The organism is Enterobacter sichuanensis, from assembly GCF_002939185.1.
In the GTDB taxonomy this organism is placed as follows: Bacteria; Pseudomonadota; Gammaproteobacteria; order Enterobacterales; family Enterobacteriaceae; genus Enterobacter; species Enterobacter sichuanensis.
In genome coordinates this window covers 16,691-41,724 of the sequence record NZ_POVL01000010.1, presented here as the reverse complement: position 1 = coordinate 41,724, position 25,034 = coordinate 16,691, and the positions used below count along the sequence as shown (strand labels likewise).

Genomic DNA, 25,034 nt, shown 5'->3' with positions numbered 1-25,034 from the left:
AAAACACACTACGAGGTGTACCATTTTTACCCGAGTCGCTAATTTTTGCCGTAAAGTGCTAAGCCGCGAAGAGAGCATGGCGAACGATGCTATTGCGCAGCCACACATGTCGGTTATTCCGCGTGAGCAGCACACTATTTCCCGCAAAGATATCAGTGAAAATGCCCTCAAGGTGCTCTATCGTCTGAATAAAGCGGGCTACGAGGCCTATCTCGTCGGCGGTGGAGTACGTGATTTACTGCTGGGCAAAAAACCGAAAGATTTCGACGTGACGACCAGCGCCACGCCTGAGCAGGTGCGCAAATTATTCCGTAACTGCCGTCTTGTCGGTCGCCGTTTCCGTCTGGCTCACGTGATGTTTGGGCCAGAGATCATCGAAGTGGCGACCTTCCGCGGGCACCATGAAGCAGGCGCGTCCGATCGCACCACGTCACAGCGTGGCCAGAATGGCATGCTGCTGCGCGATAATATCTTCGGCTCTATCGAAGAAGATGCCCAGCGTCGCGACTTCACCATCAACAGCCTTTATTACAGCGTGGCAGATTTCACCGTGCGCGATTACGTCGGCGGCATGCAGGACCTGCAAGAAGGTCTGATCCGTCTGATTGGCACGCCGGAAACGCGCTATCGTGAAGATCCCGTGCGTATGCTGCGCGCCGTGCGCTTCGCCGCTAAGCTGAATATGCGCATCAGCCCGGAAACGGCCGAGCCTATTCCGCGTCTGGCGACGCTGATCAACGACGTGCCACCAGCCCGCCTGTTTGAAGAGGCGCTGAAGCTGCTGCAGGCCGGTTACGGCTTTGAAACCTATAATCTGCTGCGTGAATACAACCTGTTCCAGCCGCTGTTCCCGACCATTACCCGCTACTTCACCGAAAACGGTGATAGCCCAATGGAGCGGATGATTGCCCAGGTGCTGAAGAATACCGACACCCGTATCCGCAATGACATGCGCGTGAACCCGGCGTTCCTGTTCGCGGCGATGTTCTGGTATCCGCTGCTGGAAACGGCCCAGCGTATTACCCAAGAGAGCGGTCTCGCCTATTACGATGCTTTCGCGCTGGCCGCAAACGACGTGCTGGACGAGGGCTGCCGTACGCTGGCTATTCCGAAACGTATTACCACCCTGGTGCGCGATATCTGGCAGCTTCAGCTGCGTATGTCCCGTCGTCAGGGCAAACGCGCCTGGAAGCTGATGGAGCATCCTAAGTTCCGCGCGGCGTTTGATCTGCTGTCACTGCGTGCTGAAGTGGAACGCAATCAGGAGCTGCAGCGTCTGGCACAGTGGTGGGCCGAGTTCCAGGTCTCCGCGCCGCCGGAGCAGAAAGATATGCTCACCGGCCTTGATGAAGAGCCGGCCCCGCGTCGCCGCCACCGTCGTCCGCGCAAACGCGCCCCGCGTCGCGAAGGCACGGCATGACCCTCGCGTATATCGCTATCGGCAGCAATTTAGCCTCTCCGCTGGAGCAGGTGAATGCTGCCGTTCAGGCGCTGGGGGAGATCCCGCAAAGCAGGATCGTGGCGGTCTCCTCTTTCTATCGCACGCCACCGCTGGGACCGCAGGATCAGCCGGATTACCTGAACGCCGCCGTGGTACTGGAAACCGCTCTGGACGCCGAAACGTTGCTGGATAACACGCAGCGCATCGAGCTGCAGCAGGGTCGTGTACGCAAAGCCGAACGCTGGGGACCGCGCACGCTGGATCTCGACATTATGCTGTTTGGTCATGACGTCATTAATACCGACCGCCTCACCGTTCCGCATTACGATATGAAAAATCGGGGGTTTATGCTCTGGCCGCTGTTTGAAGTCGCGCCCGATCTCACCTTCCCCGACGGCATCCCGCTCAGGGACATTCTGGACAACCTCCACCCGGAAAGACCCGCTCGCTGGTAAGCCTGTTAGCCACAAAATAAATGTGGCTAATCGACGACCTAAAATCATTGTTCCCCCGAATGTTACTGTTAGAATGCGCAAAGATTCGCTTTGGGCTATCAGGAAACAGTATGAAACCAACCACCATCTCCTTACTGCAGAAATGCAAACAGGAAAAAAAACGCTTCGCCACCATCACCGCGTATGACTACAGCTTCGCCAAACTGTTTGCCGAAGAAGGTATCAACGTCATGCTGGTCGGAGATTCGTTAGGGATGACGGTACAAGGACATGATTCCACCCTTCCGGTGACGGTTGAGGATATTGCTTACCATACCCGCGCCGTGCGTCGTGGCGCACCGGCCTGCCTGCTGCTTTCCGACCTGCCGTTTATGGCCTACGCCACACCAGAGCAGGCATTCGACAATGCGGCAACGGTCATGCGTGCCGGGGCGAATATGGTCAAAATTGAAGGCGGCGCCTGGCTGGTGGAGACGGTGAAAATGCTCACCGAGCGCGCCGTGCCGGTGTGCGGTCATCTTGGCCTGACGCCGCAATCCGTGAATATCTTTGGCGGGTATAAGGTACAAGGCCGTGGCGATGCGGCCCAGACGCTGTTTGAGGATGCCCTGGCGCTGGAAGCTGCAGGCGCGCAGCTGTTGGTTCTGGAGTGCGTGCCGGTTGAACTGGCGAAACGCATCACCGACGCGCTGTCGATTCCGGTGATTGGTATTGGCGCGGGCAACGTGACCGATGGTCAGATCCTGGTGATGCATGACGCCTTTGGCATCACCGGTGGGCATATCCCGAAATTTGCCAAAAATTTCCTCGCGGAAGCGGGCGACATGCGCGCCGCGGTCAGGCAGTATATTGCCGACGTTGAATCCGGTGTTTACCCGGGTGAAGAACACAGTTTCCATTAAGGAGTCTCGTTGTGCTAATCATTGAAACCCTGCCGCTGCTTCGCCAGCATATCCGTCGCGCGCGTCAGGAAGGTAAACGTATTGCACTGGTCCCGACCATGGGCAACCTGCATGATGGCCATATGAAGCTGGTCGACGAAGCGAGAGCCCGTGCAGATATCGTGGTGGTCAGTATCTTCGTTAACCCAATGCAGTTTGACCGGGCCGACGACCTGGCACGCTATCCGCGCACCCTGCAGGAAGACTGCGAGAAGCTGAAAAAACGCCATGCGGACATCGTCTTCGCGCCGGCACCGGCGGATGTATATCCACAGGGTACGGAAGAGGCAACCTACGTTGACGTACCGGGTATCTCCACCATGCTCGAAGGCGCAAGCCGCCCGGGCCATTTCCGTGGCGTATCGACCATCGTCAGCAAGCTGTTCAACCTGGTGCAGCCTGACGTTGCCTGCTTTGGTGAGAAAGATTTCCAGCAGCTGGCGCTCATTCGCAAGATGGTGGCCGACATGGGCTATGATATCGAGATCGTGGGCGTACCGATTGTGCGCGCCAAAGACGGCCTGGCGCTCAGCTCCCGTAACGGCTACCTGACCGCAGAGCAGCGTAAGATCGCCCCGGGATTAAGCAAAGTCATGAACACCATGGCGGAGCAGCTTCTGGCGAAAGAGTTAACTGCTGAAGAGATTATTGCTCTGGCTGAACAGGCGCTGAACGACAAAGGCTTCCGCGCTGACGATATTCAAATCCGCGATGCCGACACGCTTCTGGCGCTTGCAGAGACCAGCAAACGCGCGGTCATTCTGGTGGCGGCATGGCTTGGCCAGGCCCGTCTCATCGACAACAAAGTGGTTGAACTGGCGTAGTTTTTCTACCCGGAAAATGAAAGGTAAACGTAATGATTCGCAAAATGCTGCAAGGTAAGCTTCACCGTGTGAAAGTCACCCAGGCCGACCTGCACTATGAAGGCTCCTGCGCGATCGATCAGGATTTTCTCGACGCGGCGGGTATTCTCGAAAACGAAGCCATTGATATCTGGAACGTGAACAACGGTAAACGTTTCTCTACCTATGCCATTGCCGCCGAGCGCGGATCAAAGATCATCTCCGTGAACGGCGCGGCTGCGCACTGCGCGGACGTGGGCGACATTGTAATCATCGCCAGCTTCGTGATGATGTCTGACGAAGAAGCGCGCCGCTGGCAGCCGAAAGTGGCCTACTTCGAAGGCGACAACGAGATGAAACGCACCGCGAAAGCGATCCCGGTTCAGGTTGCCTGATTTACCCCTGCGGCTGATTGCTGATCAGCCGCGACATCGTCTCCAGCGAATCCGTTCTTAAGATATAGAGGCGTTTCAGTAAGAACGGATTATCCCCCGGCTTGACCTTCCCTTTCATCGTTGTCACCGCCAGGTGAAAACCGGCGTCATTTGCTGCTTTAATCGCTTTCGTGTCGTAACTCCCAAACGGATAGGAGAGATACAACACTCGCGGGTTGAACTGCGCCAGCCCCCGGCGCGAGCGTTCAAAATCGAAGAGGATCACGTGATAGCTACGGCTGAGTAAAATCGGATGTTTGTTACCATCGACGCGGTGCAGGAAGTGCGTATGGGACTGAATATCAAAAACGTCCTGGATACCCTTCAGCTCCTGGACGCTCATAAACTGCAGCGATTTAGGATCCCACTTCTGCGGATGGCGCTTAATGCGTGACGAAATAATAAACGCCGTGGCGTTAAAGCCGTACTCTTTCAGAACCGGATACGCATAGCGGCTCACCGATTTCAGCCCGTCGTCAAAGGTGATCACCACCGATTTGGCAGGCAGATTCAGTTTGTTACGCACATACCCTTCCAGCTGATACATCGTCAGGGTGGTGTATCCCTGATCGCGCAGCCAGGCCATCTGGTTGTTAAAGGCACGTACGCTGGTCGTGGTAGAGGTATGACGAAAACGGGTGTTCTCTTCATCACGCAGAATATGATGGTAGGTCAGAACCGGGATCCCATTATCTTCCTGTGCATCCAGGCTACTGACCCACGCCAGGCGGTTGCCGATGCGGATCTGATACCAGGTCTGATTCAGACGGTCTTTCAGCTTGTTCAGTATCGGATAGCGAAGGTTGGCGCTTAATGTGCCGAACGGCGCACTCCCGCTGGAAGGCGCATTAAACACCGGCGTGTCTTTCCAGGTGATAAGGTTCTGGTTGCTCAGGGGTTTATTCAGATCGCCGAGGCTATCCTCGACGCGCTGTTTCCCCTGAACCGGCTCAAGGTGCCCCTTGTCGATAAAGCCAGTCCCAAAACCGAAGCGAAATTCGTAGTAATCTGCAGCGGCAGGAACCACGCCCAGTATCTGTCCCGCACGCACGTTGCCAACGTTAACGACCGCGTTTCCAACCTGTGCCCAGATCGCCGCGTCTTCCGTAGTTTGCATGTATTGTGCTACTGCCTTTTGGTCGCTGAGCAGGCTGGCGGACGCGCTACAGGAAAACATCATCAGGACCAGGACAAATCGAATAAACATGAACCCTATAAGCCTTCAACATTCATCTTTCACCATTGTAACATAATGATTCTCATAACTCTGCTTTAATGTCCCTCTGGCTAAGCTCTTTCTTAAAACGAGAATAAAAAAAACCTCTAAATCACTTTTATTTCATTTCTCCGGTACTGCAAACAAAAACAACCCGCTGTATTTACTCGCAAAAAACAGATGCTCGCAAATTATTTAGTCAAACTTAACAGGCACCTAAGAAAAACGAAATCCAATAACAAAACACGTGCCATTAGTATAATTAGCAGCAAAACAATTGATGTAATAAATAGGTAGAACTGAGGCGGGATTTTATGTCAGGTATCAAACTTAACGTTGTAAAGGCGTCAGCACTCTTATTGGCTGGACTTATTTCCTTTCATGCTTGTGCCGACATTATCATTTCCGGGACGCGTATCGTTTATCCTTCCACGGCAAAAGACGTGACCGTCAACCTGCAGAACAAAGGCAATAAACCTTTACTGGTCCAGTCGTGGCTGGATGACGGACGCGATAACGTTAATCCCCAGCAGCTAAAACTCCCTTTTATTGTTACTCCTCCCGTCACGCGTGTGGATGCACATAAAGGCCAGGCGATTCGCATTACCTGGCTGGGCCAAAATATGCCTCAGGACCGAGAGTCATTGTACTGGTTTAACGTTCTGGAAGTCCCACCCAAAGCGCAAGGGGCGGATAAGAAAAACCTTTTGCAGGTGGCTTTCCGCACCCGCATTAAATTATTTTTCCGCCCGGAGGGATTAAAAGGTACAGCGGCAGAAGCCGTAAAAAATCTTAAGTGGTCTCTGAACGCCGCTGCAGGTAGCAGCGTCGTGACTGCAAAAAATGACTCACCTTTTAATATTTCGATTGCCAGTGCAGAACTGAGCGCCGGGGGGAAAAGGTATTCTATTGAGAGCCATTCGGTTAAACCGTTCTCCAGTGAAAATATGAAAATCAAAGGCCTCCTGAACGGGACCTCCGGCATGCTTAATTTTTTATCCATTAATGATTTTGGCGGTTCTGAAAATCATCAAATCGCCATTGCGCGTTAATCAATACATATTACAGACAAGCCTGACCGTGAAATATGTTATTCCGATACGCATTATTCTGTCTTCTGCTGTGTGCCGCCCTGAATGCACACGCAGAAGAACATGCTGCATCGTCTGTTACCGGAGGCGAAAATAATGATATTGAGTTTAACGATCAGTTTTTATTTACTACTGACGGGAATATTGATGTCCATCGTTTTTCCCGAGGTAATCCTGTTACGCCCGGTATTCATCGCGTAACGCTTGTTGTTAACGGCATAACAAAAGCGGTGACGGATGTTCAATTTACCGATAACGGTACCGCCCGTGCCACACCCTGTATTCCCCTCAAAATACTAAAGCAGATGGATGTAGATATTTCTCATCTCAAAATCGACGATAACGACGATACGTGTCTGGATATCGCCACGTTATATCCAGGTTCGACGGTTGATTTTGACACCACAAGCCAGGCGCTGAACGTCAGCCTGCCGCAACTGTTTCTGCTGAAACACGCGGCGGGCTATATCGACCCGTCACTTTGGGACGAGGGTATTCCCGCGGGGTTGCTGTCTTACGATATGAATGCCTGGCATAACCAGGGCCAGCAGTCGCAGCGCGACAGCGCCTATGCCGGGCTTCACTATGGTGTTAACTACGGTCCGTGGCGGTTGCGCTCAAACGGAAGCCTGAACTGGGATCAGCAGAGCGGTACCCGCTACGATAACCAGGATATTTATTTGCAAAGGGATATTACGCCGCTCAAGGCGCAGATGGTGATGGGCGATTCCTGGACACGTGGGGATGCCTTCGATGCCCTCCATCTTCGGGGTGGCCGTCTGTTTAACGATGACCGAATGCTACCTGGCGGAATGTCCAGCTACGCTCCTGTGATCCGCGGTACGGCTAACACCAATGCCAAAATCACCGTCACCCAGAGCGGGAATAAAATCTACGAAACCACCGTTCCCCCAGGGGCATTTGAGATTAACGATCTGAATGCCACCGGTTATGGACAAGACCTCACCGTGACCATAGAAGAGGCTGACGGTAGCCAACACGCTTTTACCGTTCCCTTCTCCTCGGTCACACAGATGTTACGGCCAGGCTACGCCCGCTGGGAGGCCGGGGTAGGTGAGTTGCAGGATGAGGCTTTACATCGTTCACCCAGACTGGCGTTTGGCACACTCTATTATGGCCTCAATAACCTTTTTACCGGTTATACCGGGCTGCAAGATACCGATATGGGTTTTTCTGCAGTTCTGGCTGGCATCGCCATGAACACGCCTCTGGGGGCGTTTGCCTTTGATGTGACCCGTTCTTCAGCACAGATTGATACGATTCCGGCAATGAAAGGCCAGAGCTACCGTCTCTCCTGGAACAAGACCGTTGACCAGACGGATACGTCTCTGAATGTCGCAGCGCTGCGCTTTTCAACGCAGGACTATCTCAGCCTGGATGACGCCGCCCAGTTGCAGGATCACATTCAGTATGATGGCCAGAGTGCGGACGAAGCAAAACAAAACCTTCAGCAAATGAAGAACCAGTTACAAATTAACCTGAACCAACCGCTGGACATAAATAAACAGAACTATGGTTCTCTTTATATTAACGGCAGCTGGCAAAGCTGGTGGAACGGGAATAACCAGACGGCCAGTTATGCGATGGGCTACAGCAACAATTTTCGTTATGGCAGTTATAACGTGTCTCTGCAACGGACCTATGATGCATTTGGCAAAGCAGATAACAGCCTCTATTTAAATTTCAGCATACCTTTTGACTCGTTCTTAAAAAATAAAAACAGTCTCGCCGGTTTTAACAACGTGAATATGGGAATGAGCTCAGACCTGAGACATTCACATAACCTCAATATGACGGCTAACGGTGCTTCGCAAGACAGTCGCTATAACTACAGTGTGACGACGAGTTACAGCCAAAGCACCGCTGAAAATTTAAGTCAGGTGAGCGCCTATGGCAGCTATAACAGCGACTATGGCCCTCTTAGCCTTTCCGCGTCGTCAGATTCACAAAACAGCCAACAGTACTCTGCCAGCTACAGTGGCGGAGCGATTATTCACGGTGGCGGAGTCACCTTCACGCCCGGCAGCATTGGTGAAAATGACGCGCTGGCGCTCATTAAGGCCAGTGGCGCAAAGGGAGCCCATGTGAGCAACAGCCGTGGCGAAATCAGTGACTCAGGGTATGTCGTCATGCCTTATCTCTCTGCATACCGCGAAAATCGGATCACCCTGGATACCAGTACCTTAACGGAGGATGTCGCCGTTGAAAATAACAGCACCGTGGAGGTACCGCGTAATGGCGCGGTGGTGATGGTTGATTTTAAAACGAATGAGGGTCGCTCGGCGGTGCTCGAATTGATGCGTTCAGATAGCGGGTTTATTCCGCTGGGCGCAGACGTCATGAATGAAAAGGGAGACATCATTGGAAGCGTAGGCCAGGCAGGGCAAGCATATGTCAGGGGGGTAAATGAAACAGGTAAATTAACCGTAGTATGGGGAGCAGGAACGGATGAAACCTGCTCAGTAAATTATCATTTTGGTACTGATGAACAGAAGGTGGGTTTAACCACCATCCTCCATAACCAAACATGCATTATGCAAAGGAAACATTAAATATGGAAAATAACGTAACTGCTTTTGATAAAAAGCGATTTCTCGTCCATACCGCGCTGGTTGCCGTTTTATTTTCGGCGTCGTGCGGCGTCAGAGCAGCAGAGAACCTCGACCTGACCTTCAGCGCAAATATCCGGGAAACAACCTGTGATATTAAAATTGATGGGGGAACAGGTGATGGCACAAATAATACCATTACGATTGGCGCTAACGGGAATACCCGTGTAGATACGATTGCAACGGGAGAAGCAAAAGAAAACTTCAAACTGGTGATCACCGAGTGCCCTTCCAGTCTGGTTTCGTTAAAGACGGAAGTGGCAGGTACCGCTTCAGGTAGCGTCAACACCGCTATCGCGAACGGCATCGACTCATCAGCAGGAGGAGCCGCCAACACGGGGCTGTCTATTGCGCGTGTCTCTGCTCCGGATGCCCCTTTTGTCATCAACTCGACAGATGACAGTAAACGGCTGGTATGGACACCAGCAGAAATCAGCGCAAAAGAAGTTGGGCTGGTGGCCACGATGGTAGAAACCGTTGCCAATCAGGCCACAACGGGCTCATTCAGAGCCATTGCGACGTTTAACTTCAGTTACGAATAACGGGACAGGGAAAGGAGCGAGTAATGCGTAAGCATCTGACGGCTTTAACAATGGCGATTTGCGGTGGACTGTTGTCCTTCGCCTCACAGGCACAGATCAGCGGTACATCCAGCCTGACGGCAACATTTGAAACCAATGTTGTGCCAGGCACCTGTACCGCAGAAATTCAGGATTCCACAGGCAATGCATCGACAGAAATTAATTTTGGCGATGTGTTCAAGTCCGATCTGACGGCGAAAAGCCGTATCGAAGCCTTTAAACTGAATTTCAGCAACTGTTCGGGGGTGAAAAGCGCCACCGTGCAGGCCACCCCGGGCGCAGGCACAAGCTGTTCTACCGGATCCAGCGACAAATTTGGTTCAACACACGGAACGGCTTTCGAAGTCTGGAAAGGTCTTGCCGATACCGGCACCGTTCTCAATTGCACCACCCAACCCACCCAAAACGTGACGATCAGTTCGGGTTCCGGTTCGCTGGATATGAATGCGCGTATTGTTATTGCCGATGGAAAAACCATTGCCGATGTTACGCCTGGTGCGGTGACATCCCTGGTAACGTTCATGGTGACCTATCAGTGAAACCAGAGAGGAATTGTCCGGACGGATGCCGGCAGTTCCTTTCTTTTTCTGCGTAGATTTCAACTTATGATAAAAAAGAGTGCTTTCAATGCCCTGGTGATGCTTCTGGTATTTGCCGCCTTTGGAATGCTGTGCCGCCCGGCATTGGCCGATCAAAGCTGTTATATCGAAAGCAATAACGCGGGCACGTATACCACCGGAAGCTCATCGCTTCTTAACCTCTCGACAAATAAAGTTTCCATGCCAACGAGCCTGGATGTGACATCCACGTATGTGATCCAGTTTATTACCAGCAACCCAATAGGCTGTAAAAACTGGAACCCCTACGACAATACCGTCCACTTTACGAATGCCGCAGGGAATTTGCTCGATACGCAATACACCACGCCAGAGGGCAACGCCCTGCTTAAAACCACGGTGCAGGGCATTGACTACACTGTCGAGTTAATGTGTTACGTATCAGATGGTTGCGGTTCATCGCATCCAACGGTTGATCTCTATCTGAAGGGAGGAAATGGCACGGATAATACGGTGCCATCACAAAGCAGTGGGGCTCCCTATGCCGATGCCGACAGCCAATGGAAGCTCAAATTTACGCTCTGGATCACGCCACAATTTAAACCGCAGAAAGGTATCAATACCGGAAACTCACTCGCCGGTACGATTGCCTATTTCCAAATTGGAACCAGCAGTCAGCCCAAAATTATCTTCAGTGCCACAACCAGCACGCTGAAATTTACGGTCCCGGCAAGCAGTTGCTCATTTGGTGTCGCGCAGGGTGATACCGTCTCGGGTAATAACGTTGCGCTGGGTGATTACTGGATAGATGATATTAAAAACAACAACACGCCGGTTATTCCCTTCTCAATCTCGCTTGCAAGCTGTTATACCCCCAAGCTCAGGGTGAAGATGACATCGGCCTTTGTTTCTCCGGATCACAGCATGTTAGGACTGAGTAGCGGGAGCGCGGCAGGGGTCGCCGTCAGGATCATTAACACGGATACTGCCAGCGTGATGATCCCAAACAGTGAAACCAGTACCGATATTGATCGCAGCAGTGACTGGTCATCACTGGAGAATCTTCACTTTTCAGCCCAACTGTTATCCGATGGCGGGGCTATTAAAGCGGGCGATTTTAATGCAGCAGCCACCTTTTTGATGGATTATGAATAGCAAAAATTCAGTGGTTGTCGCGTTCGTGAAACAGGACAAAGGGCGGATTTTTTTGCTGCTGATGCCATAAACTGGTCACGCTGGGTTCGCCCTGCGCCACGATGGCATCACGAAATTCTGCGCTGCTCAATGACTCTCGCCGGGGATACATTAACTCGAGTAAGGCGAGATTAATTCCCGAGATGACCTCACAGCAGTCGTGTTTGTGGCTCAACAGGGCCGCTGCGCGATATGGCGCCGCGCCTGATTTATCGGTAAGAAAAATAACGCCATCACCGGTGTCCGTTTCATGCAGGGCATCGCACATCATTCGGCTGAGCATGTTGGTGCTCAAACCGCGCCAGTAATTGACTGCCCGACATTGCACCAGCGGACCAAACCTGGCTTCAAGCTTGTCCAGCATATCCTGCGCGTGTTCATCGTGGCAGGTGATAACCCATCCCAGCATAACTCTCTCCTTAGCAGGCAAGTAGTTTAGCGGAGTGAAGGTTAGCTTTCGGTGATAACTGTCAAAGAAAAGCGCCCGGCAAACAGAATGTCGCCGGGCAGAAGATTAGCTGCGCAGACCGCGCCCGCGCTGGATCAGATACCAGCACAGCAGGTAGAAGGCGATGATGAACACCACCAGCACCGCCACCGTGGTAAACAGCGGCACATCGGTGATTCCGAGGAAGCCAAAGCGGAAACCGCTGATCATGTAGACAATCGGGTTCAGGTGCGACAGCGCCTGCCAGAATGGCGGCAGCAGCGTCAGGGAATAGAACACCCCGCCCAGATAGGTCAGCGGCGTCAGCACAAAGGTCGGTATCAGGCTGATATCGTCAAACGTTTTGGCAAACACCGCGTTCAGCAGACCGGCCAGCGAGAAGAGGATCGCCGTCAGCAGCAGCGTCAGGGCCACAAACAGCCAGGAGTGCACCTGGAACGGCACGAAGAACAGCGAAATGGCCGTCACCAGGATCCCGACACACAAACCGCGCGCCACGCCGCCACCGACGTAACCCGCAATGATCACATGCGTTGGCACCGGTGCCACCAGCAGTTCCTCAATATTGCGCTGGAACTTGGCGCTAAAGAACGATGACGCCACGTTAGCATAGGCGTTGGTGATCACCGCCATCATGATCAGGCCCGGCACGATAAACTGCATATAGGTAAAGCCGTGCATTTCACCAATACGGGAACCAATCAGGTTACCGAAGATGATGAAATAGAGGGTCATGGTGATCACCGGCGGCACCAGGGTTTGCACCCAGATGCGCATAAAGCGGTTAATCTCTTTCGCCCAGATACTTTTCAGCGCGACCCAGTAAAGATGCGTCATGCCTTGTCTCCTTGTTTATCCTGCACCAGAGAGACAAACAGCTCTTCCAGTCGGTTCGCTTTGTTACGCATACTTAAAACCTGAATGCCCTGCGCGCTCAGTTGCGAGAACACGCTGTTAATTCCCTGCTCGCGCAAGACTTCCACTTCCAGCGTCGAGGTATCCACCAGACGATACTGGTACCCTTCAAGCTTCGGTAGCGGGCTTTTTGCCGCCAGATCGAGAATGAAGGTCTCTGATTTGAGCTTGGAGAGCAGATTCTTCATCGAGGTATTTTCCACCAGCTCGCCGTGCTGAATGATGCCGATGTTGCGGCACAGCATTTCCGCCTCTTCAAGATAGTGGGTGGTCAAAATAATGGTGGTGCCTTTGTCGTTGAGGTCTTTCAGAAAGCCCCACATGGAACGACGCAGTTCGATATCCACGCCCGCAGTCGGTTCATCGAGAATGAGCAGTTTTGGCTCGTGCATCAGCGCACGGGCAATCATCAGGCGGCGCTTCATCCCGCCGGACAGCATACGCGCACGTTCGTTACGCTTTTCCCACAGATCGAGCTGTTTGAGGTATTTTTCACTGCGTGCTAACGCCTCTTTTCGCTCAACGCCGTAATAACCCGCCTGGTTGACGACGATTTGCTGCACCGTCTCAAACGGGTTGAAGTTGAACTCCTGCGGAACCAGCCCGAGCTGGCGCTTGGCATTCACCACATCTTTTTGCAGATCGTAGCCAAAGACGCTCACCCTGCCGGACGTTTTATTCACCAGCGAGCTGATGATACCAATGGTGGTCGATTTCCCCGCCCCGTTCGGCCCCAGAAGCGCGTAGAAATCCCCCGCCTCTACTTTCAGATCTATCCCGCGTAGCGCCTGAACGCCGCCCGGATAGGTTTTTTTTAGCTGCTCAAGCTCCAGTGCAATCGCCATGAAATAAACTTACCTTAGGTTCTGACACACGTTGTGTGGTTTCATTAAAAGTCGGGTTACCCTATAGTAGCGCAACGCAATTACTCGGTTACAGGTCGCTAACCTCCATGAACAACATAGATACACTCATCAGCAACAATGCACTATGGTCAAAAATGCTGGTGGAGGAAGACCCCGGATTTTTTGGAAAGCTCGCGCAAGCGCAGAACCCACGCTTTCTCTGGATTGGATGTTCCGACAGCCGGGTGCCGGCAGAGCGCCTGACAGGTCTTGAGCCTGGCGAACTGTTTGTTCACCGCAACGTCGCCAACCTGGTGATTCATACCGATCTCAACTGTCTTTCTGTTGTGCAGTATGCCGTTGATGTTCTGGAAGTTGAGCACATCATCATTTGCGGCCACTACGGCTGCGGCGGCGTGCAGGCGGCGGTCGAAAACCCGGAACTGGGGCTCATTGATAACTGGCTGCTTCACATCCGTGATATCTGGTTCAAACATAGCTCACTGCTGGGTGAAATGCCGCAGGAACGTCGTATGGATACCCTTTGCGAACTCAACGTGATGGAGCAGGTGTATAACCTGGGCCACTCGACGATCATGCAATCAGCATGGAAGCGCGGGCAGAAGGTCTCTATCCACGGCTGGGCGTACGGCATTCACGATGGTCTGCTGCGTAACCTGGAAGTCACCGCCACCAACCGCGAAACGCTGGAGCAGCGTTACCGTTCAGGAATTGCCAACCTCAAGCTTAAGCATGTGAACCATAAATAAAGCCGGGGGTTTTCTCCCTCTCCCACAGGGAGAGGGCAGAGGCCGCACTTACTCGTCCAGCAATACCACTTTCCCAACATACGGCAGATGACGATAACGCTGCGCATAGTCGATGCCGTAACCGACAACGAACTCATCCGGGATAGAGAAACCCACAAACTCGACCGGCACCTGCACTTCACGGCGGTCTGGTTTATCCAGCAGGGTGCAGATAGCCAGCGATTTTGGCTCACGCAGGCCGAGGATCTCGCGCACTTTTGAGAGCGTATTGCCGGAGTCGATGATGTCTTCGACGATCAACACATCTTTGCCACGAATATCTTCATCCAGATCTTTCAGGATTTTCACATCACGGGTTGTGGACATGCCGCTGCCGTAGCTGGAGGCGGTCATAAAATCGACTTCGTGCGGCACCTGCACTTCACGGCACAGGTCTGCCATGAACATGAAAGAGCCACGCAACAGACCGACCAGCACCATTTCGCTGCCGCTGTCCTTGTAATGTTCGGTGATTTGACGACCCAGTTCGGCGATACGCGCTTTGATCTCGGCTTCCGGGATCATCACTTCAACAGTATGTTTCATATTACTAACCACATGATTTTGATGAAAATCTCTCAATGCGAATACAGGGTATTCCGGCATCGATACGCAAGCCAGCCATTATACCAGTAAATGGCTACGGCTGGCGCATGAGTTATAAAAAGCAAATATTGTGATTCCGATCACACTTGTTAATACCTATAATTAGTTGCTAGCAAATTATTAACAAAAACTGACGAGTACACTTTCTATGGCTGAAACAAACTCTAAACAGCCGCGTCTACTGGTGACACTAACAGCGTTATTCGCCGCCTTCTGCGGCCTGTACCTGTTAATCGGTGGCGTCTGGCTGGTCGCGATCGGCGGCTCCTGGTACTACCCGATTGCGGGCCTGGTTATGCTTGGCGTAACCGTCCTGCTCTGGCGTAGAAAACAATCCGCACTGTGGCTTTATGCCGCATTGCTCCTCGCAACCATGATCTGGGGCGTCTGGGAAGTCGGCTTCGACTTCTGGGCACTGACGCCGCGCAGCGACATTCTGGTGTTCTTCGGTATCTGGCTGATCCTGCCGTTCGTCTGGCGTCGCCTGATTGTGCCGTCCAGTGGTGCCGTTGCGGCGCTGGTGGTAGCCCTGTTAATCAGCGGCGGCATTCTGACCTGGGCCGGCTTTAACGACCCGCAGGAGATCAACGGGACGCTGAATGCAGAATCCACGCCAGCGGCGGCGATCTCGCAGGTCGCTGACGGTGACTGGCCAGCCTACGGGCGTAATCAGGAAGGCCAGCGTTACTCCCCGCTGAAGCAGATCAACGCTGACAACGTTAAAAACCTGAAAGAAGCCTGGGTATTCCGTACCGGCGATCTGAAGATGCCGAACGATCCGGGTGAACTGACCAACGAAGTCACGCCGATTAAAGTGGGCAACATGCTTTATCTGTGTACGGCGCACCAGCGTCTGTTCGCGCTCGACGCGGCCACCGGTAAAGAGAAATGGCACTTCGATCCGCAGCTGAACTCTAACCCATCCTTCCAGCACGTCACCTGCCGTGGCGTTTCTTACCATGAAGCGCGTGCGGATAATGCGAGCCCTGAAGTTATTGCCGACTGTCCTCGCCGCATTATGCTGCCGGTGAACGATGGTCGCCTGTTCGCGATTAACGCCGAAACGGGCAAGCTGTGCGAAACTTTTGCCAACAAAGGTATCCTCAATCTGCAGACCAACATGCCGGACACCACGCCGGGTCTGTATGAACCGACTTCACCGCCCATCATCACCGATAAAACCATCGTGATTGCGGGTTCGGTTACGGATAACTTCTCCACCCGCGAAACCTCTGGCGTTATTCGTGGTTTCGACGTGAACACCGGTAAACTGCTGTGGGCCTTCGATCCGGGCGCGAAAGATCCAAACGCGATCCCGTCGGATGAACACACCTTTACCTTTAACTCGCCGAACTCCTGGGCACCGGCCGCGTATGACGCGAAGCTGGATCTGGTCTACCTGCCTATGGGTGTGACCACGCCGGATATCTGGGGCGGAAATCGCACACCGGAGCAGGAGCGTTATGCCAGCTCCATCGTGGCGCTGAACGCGACCACCGGTAAACTGGCCTGGAGCTATCAGACCGTTCACCACGACCTGTGGGACATGGACATGCCGTCCCAGCCGACGCTGGCGGACATTACCGTTAACGGTAAAACCGTGCCGGTGATTTATGCTCCGGCGAAAACCGGTAACATCTTCGTGCTGGACCGTCGTAACGGCGAGCTGGTCGTCCCTGCGCCGGAAAAACCGGTTCCGCAGGGTGCAGCAAAAGGCGACTACGTCACCAAGACGCAGCCGTTCTCTGACCTGAGCTTCCGTCCGAAGAAAGACCTCAGCGGAGCAGACATGTGGGGCGCCACCATGTTTGACCAGCTGGTGTGCCGCGTGATGTTCCATCAGCTGCGCTATGAAGGTATCTTCACACCGCCGTCTGAGCAGGGCACGCTGGTCTTCCCGGGTAACCTGGGGATGTTCGAATGGGGCGGGATCTCCGTTGACCCGAACCGTCAGGTGGCGATTGCCAACCCAATGGCGCTGCCGTTTGTCTCTAAGCTGATCCCGCGCGGTCCTGGTAACCCGATGGAGCAGCCGAAAGACGCGAAAGGCAGCGGTACCGAAGCCGGTATTCAGCCGCAGTACGGCGTGCCGTTTGGCGTGACGCTGAATCCGTTCCTGTCTCCGTTTGGTCTGCCGTGTAAACAGCCTGCCTGGGGTTATATCTCCGGTCTGGATCTGAAAACCAACGAGATCGTGTGGAAAAAACGTATTGGTACCCCGCAGGACAGCATGCCGTTCCCGATGCCGGTTCCGGTGCCGTTCAATATGGGTATGCCAATGCTGGGTGGCCCAATCTCTACCGCCGGTAACGTGCTGTTCATCGCGGCAACCGCAGATAACTACCTGCGCGCGTACAACATGACCAACGGTGAGAAACTGTGGCAAGGCCGTCTGCCAGCCGGTGGACAAGCGACGCCGATGACCTATGAAGTGAATGGCAAGCAGTACGTTGTCATCTCCGCGGGAGGTCACGGTTCGTTTGGCACGAAGATGGGCGACTATATTGTCGCGTATGCGTTGCCGGACGATGCCAAATAAATGCAAAACGGCAACGAAAGTTGCCGTTTTTAGTGTTTGTTCCCTCTCCCCGTGGGAGAGGGTCTGGGTGAGGGCATCAGGCCGCACCGCTTTATACGGTGAACCCCAGCATCATCCCCGTATCCTCATGCTCCAGCAGATGACAGTGCGCCATGTAGGCAAACTCTTTCGGTGCATCGTGGTCAAACTTCACCAGCACCTCACTGACGCCGCCTTCCACTCGCACCGTATCCTTCCAGCCCGCGCGATGCGCATCCGGTGCTTTGCCGTTCTCCGAGATAATGCGGAACTGGGTACCGTGGATATGGAACGGATGCAGCATCATGTCCCCTTCACCTGAAATCACCCAGCGCTCAAACTGCCCTTTTGCGGCAGCAAACATTGGCGTGTTCATGTCAAACGCTTTGCCGTTGATCATATTAGCGTTGTGGAAATCAAAGCCATGGTCACCGTGGTTCATGTTCCCCATGCCGCCCATTTTGCCGTGGTCCATATTCATGTGGCCCATCATCTGTCCGTGATGCATTCCCGCCATCGCCTGATTACCGTATTTCTTCATCAGGGCCTGCATACCCATCATGTCGAGCATCGGGTCCATGGCGAGCTGGAGCTTCCGCTGGGTTAATCCTTCGAGGGACGGTAGCGCCGGGAGCGTAGTCAGGGTATCCGGCAGCGTACCGGAGGCCGTCACCTGCAGCGGCTGAATACGCAGCACCGGATGCGCCTTGTCGAAGGGCGCGACCGCCATTCCCATCTGGCTAACCGGCAGCGTCACCAGGTCAAACGCTTTGCCGTCGCTGATATCCACCAGCACTTCAAAACGTTCCCCCATCAGCATCGGTAATTCATTGACCTTCACCGGCTCAGGCAGCAGTCCCCCGTCGCTGGCTACCACGTACAAAGGACGTTTATCGCTGGTGGCGAAATTGAGTGAGCGTGCGTTACACCCGTTGAGCAGGCGCAGGCGCAGCCAGCCTTTCGGTGCGGCGTGCTGAGGGTAAATCGCACCGTTGGTCAGCAGCGTATCGCCAAACCAGCCGACCGCCGCGCTCATGACGTCAAGCCTGTAGTCAATTTCCCCGTCAGTGGTGAATTTCTTGTCCTGCACAATCACCGGCACGTCGTCGATGCCCCACTGTTCAGGCAGGCGCAGCAGACGGCTTTCGTCGTCTTCAATCAGCACCAGCCCCGCCAGCCCCATCGCTACCTGATGGCCGGTTTTGCCATGCTGGTGCGGGTGAAACCAACAGGTTGCGGCGCGCTGTTCCGGCGTAAAGGTGACGCTGCGCTTGCCGCCCGCCTTGATGACCCCCTGCGGCCCGCCGTCCACCTCGCCCGGCACTTCCAGACCGTGCCAGTGCAGCGTCGTCTCTTCGGCGAGCGTGTTGTGGATATCTACCGTCACCGCCTGCCCTTTGCGTAACTGAAGCGCCGGACCGAGCAGATTGCCGTTATAACCCCACGTGGTGGCGCTGTGTGCGCCGAACGTCGTTTTACCGGACTGAACAACAAGCTGGATACGGCTACGGGCGTCAGCGGTCAGTAAGTCGGGAATGGGCAAGGCAGGTCTGTCAGCCGCAAAAACCGCGCGACTCCAGAGGGGTAAAGCGCTGGCAGCTCCCAGCGCGATGGAATATTTCAAAAAATCACGACGTTGCATGTTCATTTCCTTATTTCCAGCAGGCGATCTTTTGAGCATAAACCCTCCCCTTACCGGAAGGTCAAGTAAAGCGGCAATAATAAAGATCGTCGCACTGGCATCAAGTATGCTAACGTTAATTTTCCGTGAAGCAGTGGTAGAAGCAATGAAGACGTTTTTCAGGACAATTTTGTTCAGTAGCCTGATGGCAATGTGTGCGAACAGCTATGCGCTAAGTGAAAATGAAGCGGAAGATATGGCCGACTTAACGGCGGTTTTTGTATTCCTGAAAAATGATTGTGGCTACCAGAATTTACCCAACGGCCAGATTCGCCGCGCACTGGTCTTTTTTGCCCAACAGAACCAGTGGGATCTCAGCAACTACGACAGCTTCGACATGAAGGCGCTCGGTGAAGACAGCTACCGTGACTTAAGCGGTATCGGCATCCCCACTGCAAAAAAATGCAAAGCGCTGGCTCGCGATTCACTCAGCCTGCTCGCCTACGTGAAATAACCTTCCCGACGCCCCTTGTTGAACCTATAGCCGTGCAACCGCGGTTATAGTTAGCTATCATGTTTCGCTCATTTTTTGTGAGTGTAACGGATGTTAACAAAGGAGGAGTCCGCGTATGGCCGACCACACGTTGTGGCATGAAACACTGCATGACCAGTTTGGTCAGTACTTTGCCGTTGATAACGTGCTTTATCATGAAAAAACCGATCATCAGGATCTGATCATCTTCGAGAATGCCGCCTTTGGCCGCGTCATGGCGCTGGACGGCGTGGTGCAAACCACCGAACGCGATGAGTTTATCTATCATGAGATGATGACCCACGTCCCGCTTCTGGCGCACGGGCACGCAAAACACGTGCTGATTATCGGCGGTGGCGACGGCGCAATGCTGCGCGAAGTTTCCCGTCATCAGTCCATTGAAACCATCACCATGGTGGAGATCGATGCGGGCGTGGTCTCTTTCTGCCGTCAGTATCTGCCCAACCACAATGCCGGTAGCTACGACGATCCGCGTTTCAGGCTGGTGATTGACGATGGCGTCAACTTCGTTAACCAGACAACCCAGACGTTTGACGTCATTATCTCCGACTGTACCGACCCGATCGGTCCTGGCGCGTCGCTGTTTACCTCCTCCTTCTACGAAGGCTGCAAGCGTTGCCTGAACCCAGGCGGGATCTTCGTGGCGCAAAATGGCGTCTGCTTCCTGCAGCAGGATGAAGCGCTCGACAGCCATCGTAAGCTGAGCACCTATTTCGGCGATGTCAGCTTCTATCAGGCCGCTATTCCAACCTACTACGGTGGGATCATGACCTTTGCCTGGGCCACGGATAACGATGTCCTGCGCCATCTCTCCACTGAAATTATCCAGGCACGCTTCCATCAGGCGGCGCTCACGTGCCGTTATTACAATCCGGCGGTCCATACCGCAGCCTTTGCCTTGCCGCAGTACCTGCAAGATGCACTGTCCTCCCAGGGGGTGAACTAATTGAAAAAGCTTAAACTGCATGGCTTTAACAACCTGACCAAAAGCCTGAGTTTTTGTATTTACGATATCTGCTATGCCAAAACAGCGGAAGAGCGCGATGGTTACATCGCCTATATCGATGAACTCTACAACGCCAACCGTCTGACAGAGATCCTGACAGAAACCTGTTCGATCATCGGCGCAAACATCCTGAATATCGCCCGACAGGATTATGAACCCCAGGGCGCCAGCGTGACCATACTGGTCAGTGAAGAGCCGGTCGATCCGAAGCTCATCGACAAAACTGAACATCCGGGCCCGCTGCCGGAAGTGGTTGTGGCCCACCTTGATAAAAGCCACATCTGCGTACATACCTACCCGGAAAGTCATCCGGAAGGTGGGCTGTGCACGTTCCGCGCCGATATCGAAGTGTCGACCTGCGGCGTGATTTCCCCGCTAAACGCGCTGAACTATTTAATCCACCAGCTGGAATCGGATATCGTCACGATTGATTATCGCGTGCGTGGTTTTACCCGTGATATCAACGGGATGAAGCATTTCATCGACCATGAAATCAACTCCATTCAGAACTTTATGTCCGACGACATGAAATCGCTGTACGACATGGTGGACGTGAACGTCTATCAGGAAAACATCTTCCACACCAAGATGTTGCTGAAGGAGTTCGACCTGAAGCATTACATGTTCCATACCCGGCCAGAAGATTTGAGCGAAGAGGAGCGCAAGGTCATCACAGACCTGCTCTGGAAAGAGATGCGCGAAATCTACTACGGCCGCAATATTCCGGCCGTGTAAAACGCACGAGGAGCAAGGACGCTCCGGTAAGCTATTTCTGTTTCATGAACGCCCGGTACGCCGCCACAACCTGCAGAAAGTCCTCTACGCCGCACAGCGACAGGCTCTCTTCGTCGTAGTAGCTCATCCCCTCTTCCATCTCATCACCCGAAAATTCAAGCTGGTTGGCGCGCACCATCACCTCTTCGCCATCCATCCACAGCGTGTATTCATGTCCGGCACGTTGCCAGGAACGTTCACTGCCTTTCACCGTATTTGCCGCCTGTTCAACTTCATCAAGCAGGGCGAGATTCTCTTTCACCTCTTCGTTAAACCAGTGTCCTACGGCTTCGTGGCCCATCGACATACGCACTTTCACCACCCCAGTGATGTCGCGCAGAAATTCGTAATCCATAGTGTTTTCCTCTGCAAAGCCATTACGGTAATTATCGCAGCAGAGAGGAAGAAAAAAAGCGTGAGAGGTGGGAGGAATGAAAATAAAAAGGTGAGAGCAAGGCCCTGCGGCCTAATGCCCTCACCCCGTCCCTCTCCCACGGGAGAGGGTGCAAATACTAAAAACCGTCTCGCAGAGACGGTTTTGCTGTTTATACCGCCGTCTGGAAGATAACCCCGTCAGCCTTCTCGGTGTACTGAGAGAGCTGGTCGAAGTTCAGATAGCGATAGGTATCCACCGCGGTCTTATCAACCTGAGCCACGAAGGTCTGGTACTCTTCCGGCGTTGGCAGTTTGCCAATCAGCGCCGCAACCGCCGCCAGCTCTGCAGACGCCAGGTAAACGTTCGCACCGGTGCCTAAACGGTTCGGGAAGTTACGGGTCGAGGTGGAGACCACCGTCGCGCCGTCGGCTACGCGCGCCTGGTTACCCATACACAGGGAACAGCCAGGAATTTCGATGCGCGCACCGCTCTTACCAAACACGCTGTAGTAACCCTCTTCGGTCAGCTGAGCCGCGTCCATACGGGTTGGCGGCGCCACCCACAGACGGGTTGGCAACTGGCCTTTATGGGTATCCAGCAGTTTACCGGCAGCACGGAAGTGACCGATGTTGGTCATACAGGATCCGATGAACACTTCGTCGATCTTCTCGCCCTGAACTTCAGAGAGCGGACGCGCGTCGTCCGGATCGTTTGGCGCACACAGGATAGGCTCTTTGATATCCGCCAGATCGATATCGATCACCGCCGCGTACTCAGCGTCAGCATCGGCTTCCAGCAGCTGCGGATCGGCCAGCCATTTTTCCATGCCCTGGATACGACGCTCCAGCGTACGACGGTCGCCGTAGCCTTCGGCAATCATCCACTTCAGCAGCACGATGTTAGAGTTCAGATACTCAATAATCGGCTCTTTGTTCAGCTTGATGGTACAACCCGCAGCGGAACGCTCAGCGGACGCATCGGTCAGCTCGAATGCCTGCTCAACTTTCAGATCCGGCAGACCTTCAATCTCCAGAATGCGGCCAGAGAAGATGTTTTTCTTACCTTTCTTCTCAACGGTCAGCAGGCCCTGTTTAATCGCATACAGCGGGATCGCGTGAACCAGGTCGCGCAGGGTGATACCCGGCTGCATTTTGCCTTTGAAACGCACGAGTACGGATTCAGGCATATCCAGCGGCATCACGCCGGTCGCCGCCGCGAACGCCACCAGACCAGAGCCCGCCGGGAAGGAGATACCAATTGGGAAACGGGTATGGGAGTCACCGCCGGTACCCACAGTATCCGGCAGCAGCATACGGTTCAGCCAGGAGTGGATCACGCCGTCGCCCGGACGCAGGGAAACGCCGCCACGGTTCATGATGAAGTCTGGCAGCGTGTGGTGCGTGGTCACGTCAACCGGTTTCGGATATGCCGCGGTGTGACAGAAGGACTGCATCACCAGGTCAGACGAGAAGCCCAGGCACGCCAGGTCTTTCAGCTCGTCACGGGTCATTGGGCCAGTGGTGTCCTGAGAACCGACGGAGGTCATCTTAGGTTCGCAGTAAGCGCCCGGACGAATGCCAGCGACGCCGCACGCGCGGCCCACCATTTTCTGCGCCAGCGAGTAACCGCGATTGCTTTCCGCGACGTCTTTCGCGCGACGGAAAACGTCTGAGTGCGGCAGACCCAGCGCTTCACGCGCTTTGGTCGTCAGGCCACGGCCGATGATCAGTGGAATACGGCCACCGGCGCGCACTTCATCGATCAGCACGTCGGTTTTCAGCGCAAAGCTCGCCAGCAGTTCGTTAGTTTCGTGGTTACGCACTTCCCCTTTGTACGGGTAAACGTCAATCACGTCGCCCATATTCAGGTTAGAAACATCCACTTCGATCGGCAGTGCGCCAGCATCTTCCATGGTGTTGAAGAAGATCGGGGCAATCTTACCACCCAGGCACAGACCGCCACCGCGTTTGTTCGGCACATGCGGAATGTCGTCACCCATAAACCACAGCACGGAGTTGGTCGCAGATTTACGGGAAGAACCGGTCCCCACAACATCACCCACGTAGGCCAGCGGGAAACCTTTTTTCTGTAAGGCTTCGATCTGTTTGATCGGACCGACAACGCCAGGCTGATCCGGTTCGATACCTTCACGGGCGTTTTTCAGCATCGCCAGAGCGTGCAGAGGGATATCCGGGCGAGACCACGCATCCGGCGCCGGTGAGAGGTCATCGGTGTTGGTTTCACCGGTGACTTTGAAAACAGTGACGGTAATTTTTTCAGCCAGAGCAGGACGGTTCAGGAACCATTCGGCATCAGCCCAGGACTGCATGACCTGCTTCGCATAGACGTTGCCTGCTTTGGCTTTTTCTTCCACATCGTAGAAGTTATCGAACATCAGCAGCGTGGAAGAGAGCGCTTTAGCGGCAATCGGAGCCAGCTTGTCGTTATCCAGCGCGTCAATCAACGGATGAATGTTGTAACCACCCTGCATGGTGCCGAGCAGTTCAATGGCTTTTTCAGGAGTAACCAGTGGGGAGGTGGCTTCGCCTTTGGCGATAGCAGCAAGGAATCCGGCTTTTACGTAGGCAGCTTCATCTACGCCAGGCGGTACGCGGTTGATCAACAGATCTAACAGGAATTCTTCTTCGCCCTTAGGCGGGTTCTTCAGCAGCTCGACGAGCGCGGCCATTTGGGTTGCATCTAACGGTTTGGGTACAATTCCCTCGGCGGCACGTTCTGCTACGTGCTTACGGTATTCTTCTAGCACGACGGTTCTCCTCGCTCTCATTGTCATATGCGGCGGGCGTTCTCTTCACGCTCCTGTGAGACAGCAGTTTGTAGGGTAAATGCCCGATACCGCGTCGGGCAGCATAGCAGGATTTCTGCACAGTGTTAATCCGTTTACAAAAAAGCAACATTAAAAAGTTTGCTGAATCGTTAAGCATGGTGTAGCGGAGAGATGAGGCGAATTTTGGATACAAAAAAACCGCCTCACAGCGGTTAATTTGTTGCCTTGCGGTGGTAGCACACCGGGCTGGCAGATTTGCGGCAATACACTCGACACTAATATTGCTCTTCAGTAAGAAAATCTGCAAGTCCCTTTTTGGCGTTTACGAGCCGCCATCCAGTTTCGGATGAAAAA

The 25,034-nt window shown here is 53.8% G+C and carries 23 protein-coding genes; 15 read left to right on the top strand and 8 right to left on the bottom strand.

Annotated features, from left to right (window positions below; all coding sequences use genetic code 11):
* Positions 1–22 precede the first annotated feature (22 nt).
* From pcnB to panD, 5 genes are all read left to right on the top strand, one after another.
* Positions 23–1,420, top strand: coding sequence for a polynucleotide adenylyltransferase PcnB (gene pcnB, locus C5687_RS06790; RefSeq protein ID WP_195759419.1), 1,398 nt, complete (start codon positions 23–25; stop codon positions 1,418–1,420).
* Positions 1,417–1,896, top strand: a complete 480-nt coding sequence (gene folK, locus C5687_RS06785) for a 2-amino-4-hydroxy-6-hydroxymethyldihydropteridine diphosphokinase (protein WP_104556634.1) — start codon at positions 1,417–1,419, stop codon at positions 1,894–1,896. The genes pcnB and folK overlap by 4 nt, the downstream gene beginning before the upstream one ends.
* A 110-nt stretch (positions 1,897–2,006) precedes the next feature.
* Positions 2,007–2,798 (top strand): 3-methyl-2-oxobutanoate hydroxymethyltransferase, encoded by a 792-nt coding sequence (gene panB, locus C5687_RS06780; RefSeq protein ID WP_025756796.1) that lies wholly within the window; start codon positions 2,007–2,009, stop codon positions 2,796–2,798.
* Positions 2,799–2,809: 11 nt separating this feature from the next.
* Positions 2,810–3,661: a pantoate--beta-alanine ligase gene (gene panC / locus C5687_RS06775; protein WP_025756795.1), complete on the top strand. Its 852-nt coding sequence runs from the start codon at positions 2,810–2,812 to the stop codon at positions 3,659–3,661.
* A gap of 32 nt (positions 3,662–3,693) precedes the next feature.
* A complete protein-coding gene (panD, locus tag C5687_RS06770) occupies positions 3,694–4,074 on the top strand; it encodes an aspartate 1-decarboxylase (RefSeq protein WP_003856284.1) in 381 nt (126 codons plus the stop codon).
* A 1-nt stretch (position 4,075) separates the two neighbouring features.
* Here the strand turns inward: panD and C5687_RS06765 are convergent, their stop codons facing one another.
* On the bottom strand, positions 4,076–5,320 hold the full coding sequence (locus C5687_RS06765; protein WP_104556633.1) for a polysaccharide deacetylase family protein: 1,245 nt from the start codon (positions 5,318–5,320) through the stop codon (positions 4,076–4,078).
* Between the two features lie 323 nt (positions 5,321–5,643).
* On the opposite strand from C5687_RS06765, the gene C5687_RS06760 reads away from it, so the two are divergent.
* The 5 genes from C5687_RS06760 to C5687_RS06740 all read left to right on the top strand — a co-directional run bounded on the left by C5687_RS06760 (position 5,644) and on the right by C5687_RS06740 (position 11,343).
* Positions 5,644–6,381 carry a fimbrial chaperone gene (locus C5687_RS06760; protein ID WP_104556632.1) on the top strand — a complete coding sequence of 246 codons (738 nt, stop codon included), beginning with the start codon at positions 5,644–5,646 and terminating at the stop codon, positions 6,379–6,381.
* A gap of 35 nt (positions 6,382–6,416) precedes the next feature.
* Positions 6,417–8,993, top strand: a complete 2,577-nt coding sequence (locus C5687_RS06755) for an outer membrane usher protein (protein WP_104556631.1) — start codon at positions 6,417–6,419, stop codon at positions 8,991–8,993.
* 2 nt (positions 8,994–8,995) lie between these two features.
* Positions 8,996–9,592 (top strand): fimbrial protein, encoded by a 597-nt coding sequence (locus C5687_RS06750; RefSeq protein WP_104556630.1) that lies wholly within the window; start codon positions 8,996–8,998, stop codon positions 9,590–9,592.
* Positions 9,593–9,615: 23 nt separating this feature from the next.
* Positions 9,616–10,170, top strand: a complete 555-nt coding sequence (locus C5687_RS06745; RefSeq protein ID WP_025756791.1) for a fimbrial protein — start codon at positions 9,616–9,618, stop codon at positions 10,168–10,170.
* A gap of 66 nt (positions 10,171–10,236) precedes the next feature.
* A complete protein-coding gene (locus tag C5687_RS06740) occupies positions 10,237–11,343 on the top strand; it encodes a fimbrial protein (RefSeq protein WP_104556629.1) in 1,107 nt (368 codons plus the stop codon).
* A gap of 7 nt (positions 11,344–11,350) precedes the next feature.
* On the opposite strand, the gene C5687_RS06735 is transcribed toward C5687_RS06740, so the two are convergent.
* From C5687_RS06735 to C5687_RS06725, 3 genes are all read right to left on the bottom strand, one after another.
* Positions 11,351–11,791 (bottom strand): PTS sugar transporter subunit IIA, encoded by a 441-nt coding sequence (locus C5687_RS06735; RefSeq protein ID WP_095441659.1) that lies wholly within the window; start codon positions 11,789–11,791, stop codon positions 11,351–11,353.
* A 105-nt stretch (positions 11,792–11,896) separates the two neighbouring features.
* The gene (locus tag C5687_RS06730; protein ID WP_023334536.1) at positions 11,897–12,667 is read right to left on the bottom strand and encodes an ABC transporter permease; all 771 of its coding nucleotides are present in this window, start codon (positions 12,665–12,667) and stop codon (positions 11,897–11,899) included.
* Positions 12,664–13,590: an ABC transporter ATP-binding protein gene (locus C5687_RS06725; RefSeq protein ID WP_045285856.1), complete on the bottom strand. Its 927-nt coding sequence runs from the start codon at positions 13,588–13,590 to the stop codon at positions 12,664–12,666. The genes C5687_RS06730 and C5687_RS06725 overlap by 4 nt, the downstream gene beginning before the upstream one ends.
* 107 nt (positions 13,591–13,697) lie before the next feature.
* Between C5687_RS06725 and can the strand changes: the two genes are divergently transcribed.
* Entirely contained in the window at positions 13,698–14,360 is a 663-nt protein-coding gene (gene can / locus C5687_RS06720) for a carbonate dehydratase (protein ID WP_013095615.1), read from the top strand.
* Between the two features lie 48 nt (positions 14,361–14,408).
* Here the strand turns inward: can and hpt are convergent, their stop codons facing one another.
* Positions 14,409–14,945, bottom strand: a complete 537-nt coding sequence (gene hpt, locus C5687_RS06715) for a hypoxanthine phosphoribosyltransferase (RefSeq protein WP_025756787.1) — start codon at positions 14,943–14,945, stop codon at positions 14,409–14,411.
* Positions 14,946–15,153: 208 nt separating this feature from the next.
* Here hpt and C5687_RS06710 point away from each other — a divergent pair, with 208 nt between their 5' ends.
* Complete coding sequence (locus tag C5687_RS06710) at positions 15,154–17,544, top strand: glucose/quinate/shikimate family membrane-bound PQQ-dependent dehydrogenase (RefSeq protein WP_094917957.1); 2,391 nt, start codon at positions 15,154–15,156, stop codon at positions 17,542–17,544.
* A gap of 91 nt (positions 17,545–17,635) precedes the next feature.
* Here the strand turns inward: C5687_RS06710 and cueO are convergent, their stop codons facing one another.
* Positions 17,636–19,204 (bottom strand): multicopper oxidase CueO, encoded by a 1,569-nt coding sequence (gene cueO / locus C5687_RS06705; RefSeq protein ID WP_104556628.1) that lies wholly within the window; start codon positions 19,202–19,204, stop codon positions 17,636–17,638.
* A 145-nt stretch (positions 19,205–19,349) separates the two neighbouring features.
* Between cueO and C5687_RS06700 the strand changes: the two genes are divergently transcribed.
* The 3 genes from C5687_RS06700 (at position 19,350) to speD (ending at position 21,477) form a co-directional block, all read left to right on the top strand.
* Complete coding sequence (locus tag C5687_RS06700) at positions 19,350–19,697, top strand: YacC family pilotin-like protein (RefSeq protein ID WP_025756784.1); 348 nt, start codon at positions 19,350–19,352, stop codon at positions 19,695–19,697.
* Positions 19,698–19,812: 115 nt separating this feature from the next.
* Positions 19,813–20,682 carry a polyamine aminopropyltransferase gene (gene speE / locus C5687_RS06695; RefSeq protein ID WP_025756783.1) on the top strand — a complete coding sequence of 290 codons (870 nt, stop codon included), beginning with the start codon at positions 19,813–19,815 and terminating at the stop codon, positions 20,680–20,682.
* The gene (gene speD / locus C5687_RS06690; RefSeq protein WP_025756782.1) at positions 20,683–21,477 is read left to right on the top strand and encodes an adenosylmethionine decarboxylase; all 795 of its coding nucleotides are present in this window, start codon (positions 20,683–20,685) and stop codon (positions 21,475–21,477) included. It begins immediately after the preceding gene.
* Positions 21,478–21,508: 31 nt separating this feature from the next.
* On the opposite strand, the gene yacL is transcribed toward speD, so the two are convergent.
* Positions 21,509–21,871, bottom strand: coding sequence for a protein YacL (gene yacL, locus C5687_RS06685; RefSeq protein WP_014830673.1), 363 nt, complete (start codon positions 21,869–21,871; stop codon positions 21,509–21,511).
* 190 nt (positions 21,872–22,061) lie between these two features.
* Positions 22,062–24,659, bottom strand: a complete 2,598-nt coding sequence (acnB, locus tag C5687_RS06680) for a bifunctional aconitate hydratase 2/2-methylisocitrate dehydratase (protein WP_053060134.1) — start codon at positions 24,657–24,659, stop codon at positions 22,062–22,064.
* Positions 24,660–25,034 lie beyond the last annotated feature (375 nt).

Coding starts and splice junctions, on each gene's coding strand:
- C5687_RS06730 (WP_023334536.1), bottom strand. CDS start 12,667: ATGACGCATCTTTACTGGGTCGCGCTGAAAAGTATCTGGGCGAAAGAG.
- C5687_RS06765 (WP_104556633.1), bottom strand. CDS start 5,320: ATGTTTATTCGATTTGTCCTGGTCCTGATGATGTTTTCCTGTAGCGCG.
- folK (WP_104556634.1), top strand. CDS start 1,417: ATGACCCTCGCGTATATCGCTATCGGCAGCAATTTAGCCTCTCCGCTG.
- C5687_RS06725 (WP_045285856.1), bottom strand. CDS start 13,590: ATGGCGATTGCACTGGAGCTTGAGCAGCTAAAAAAAACCTATCCGGGC.
- yacL (WP_014830673.1), bottom strand. CDS start 21,871: ATGGATTACGAATTTCTGCGCGACATCACTGGGGTGGTGAAAGTGCGT.
- panD (WP_003856284.1), top strand. CDS start 3,694: ATGATTCGCAAAATGCTGCAAGGTAAGCTTCACCGTGTGAAAGTCACC.
- panB (WP_025756796.1), top strand. CDS start 2,007: ATGAAACCAACCACCATCTCCTTACTGCAGAAATGCAAACAGGAAAAA.
- C5687_RS06760 (WP_104556632.1), top strand. CDS start 5,644: ATGTCAGGTATCAAACTTAACGTTGTAAAGGCGTCAGCACTCTTATTG.
- C5687_RS06745 (WP_025756791.1), top strand. CDS start 9,616: ATGCGTAAGCATCTGACGGCTTTAACAATGGCGATTTGCGGTGGACTG.
- C5687_RS06755 (WP_104556631.1), top strand. CDS start 6,417: ATGTTATTCCGATACGCATTATTCTGTCTTCTGCTGTGTGCCGCCCTG.
- C5687_RS06750 (WP_104556630.1), top strand. CDS start 8,996: ATGGAAAATAACGTAACTGCTTTTGATAAAAAGCGATTTCTCGTCCAT.
- C5687_RS06700 (WP_025756784.1), top strand. CDS start 19,350: ATGAAGACGTTTTTCAGGACAATTTTGTTCAGTAGCCTGATGGCAATG.
- hpt (WP_025756787.1), bottom strand. CDS start 14,945: ATGAAACATACTGTTGAAGTGATGATCCCGGAAGCCGAGATCAAAGCG.
- cueO (WP_104556628.1), bottom strand. CDS start 19,204: ATGCAACGTCGTGATTTTTTGAAATATTCCATCGCGCTGGGAGCTGCC.
- speE (WP_025756783.1), top strand. CDS start 19,813: ATGGCCGACCACACGTTGTGGCATGAAACACTGCATGACCAGTTTGGT.
- C5687_RS06735 (WP_095441659.1), bottom strand. CDS start 11,791: ATGCTGGGATGGGTTATCACCTGCCACGATGAACACGCGCAGGATATG.
- C5687_RS06740 (WP_104556629.1), top strand. CDS start 10,237: ATGATAAAAAAGAGTGCTTTCAATGCCCTGGTGATGCTTCTGGTATTT.
- can (WP_013095615.1), top strand. CDS start 13,698: ATGAACAACATAGATACACTCATCAGCAACAATGCACTATGGTCAAAA.
- C5687_RS06710 (WP_094917957.1), top strand. CDS start 15,154: ATGGCTGAAACAAACTCTAAACAGCCGCGTCTACTGGTGACACTAACA.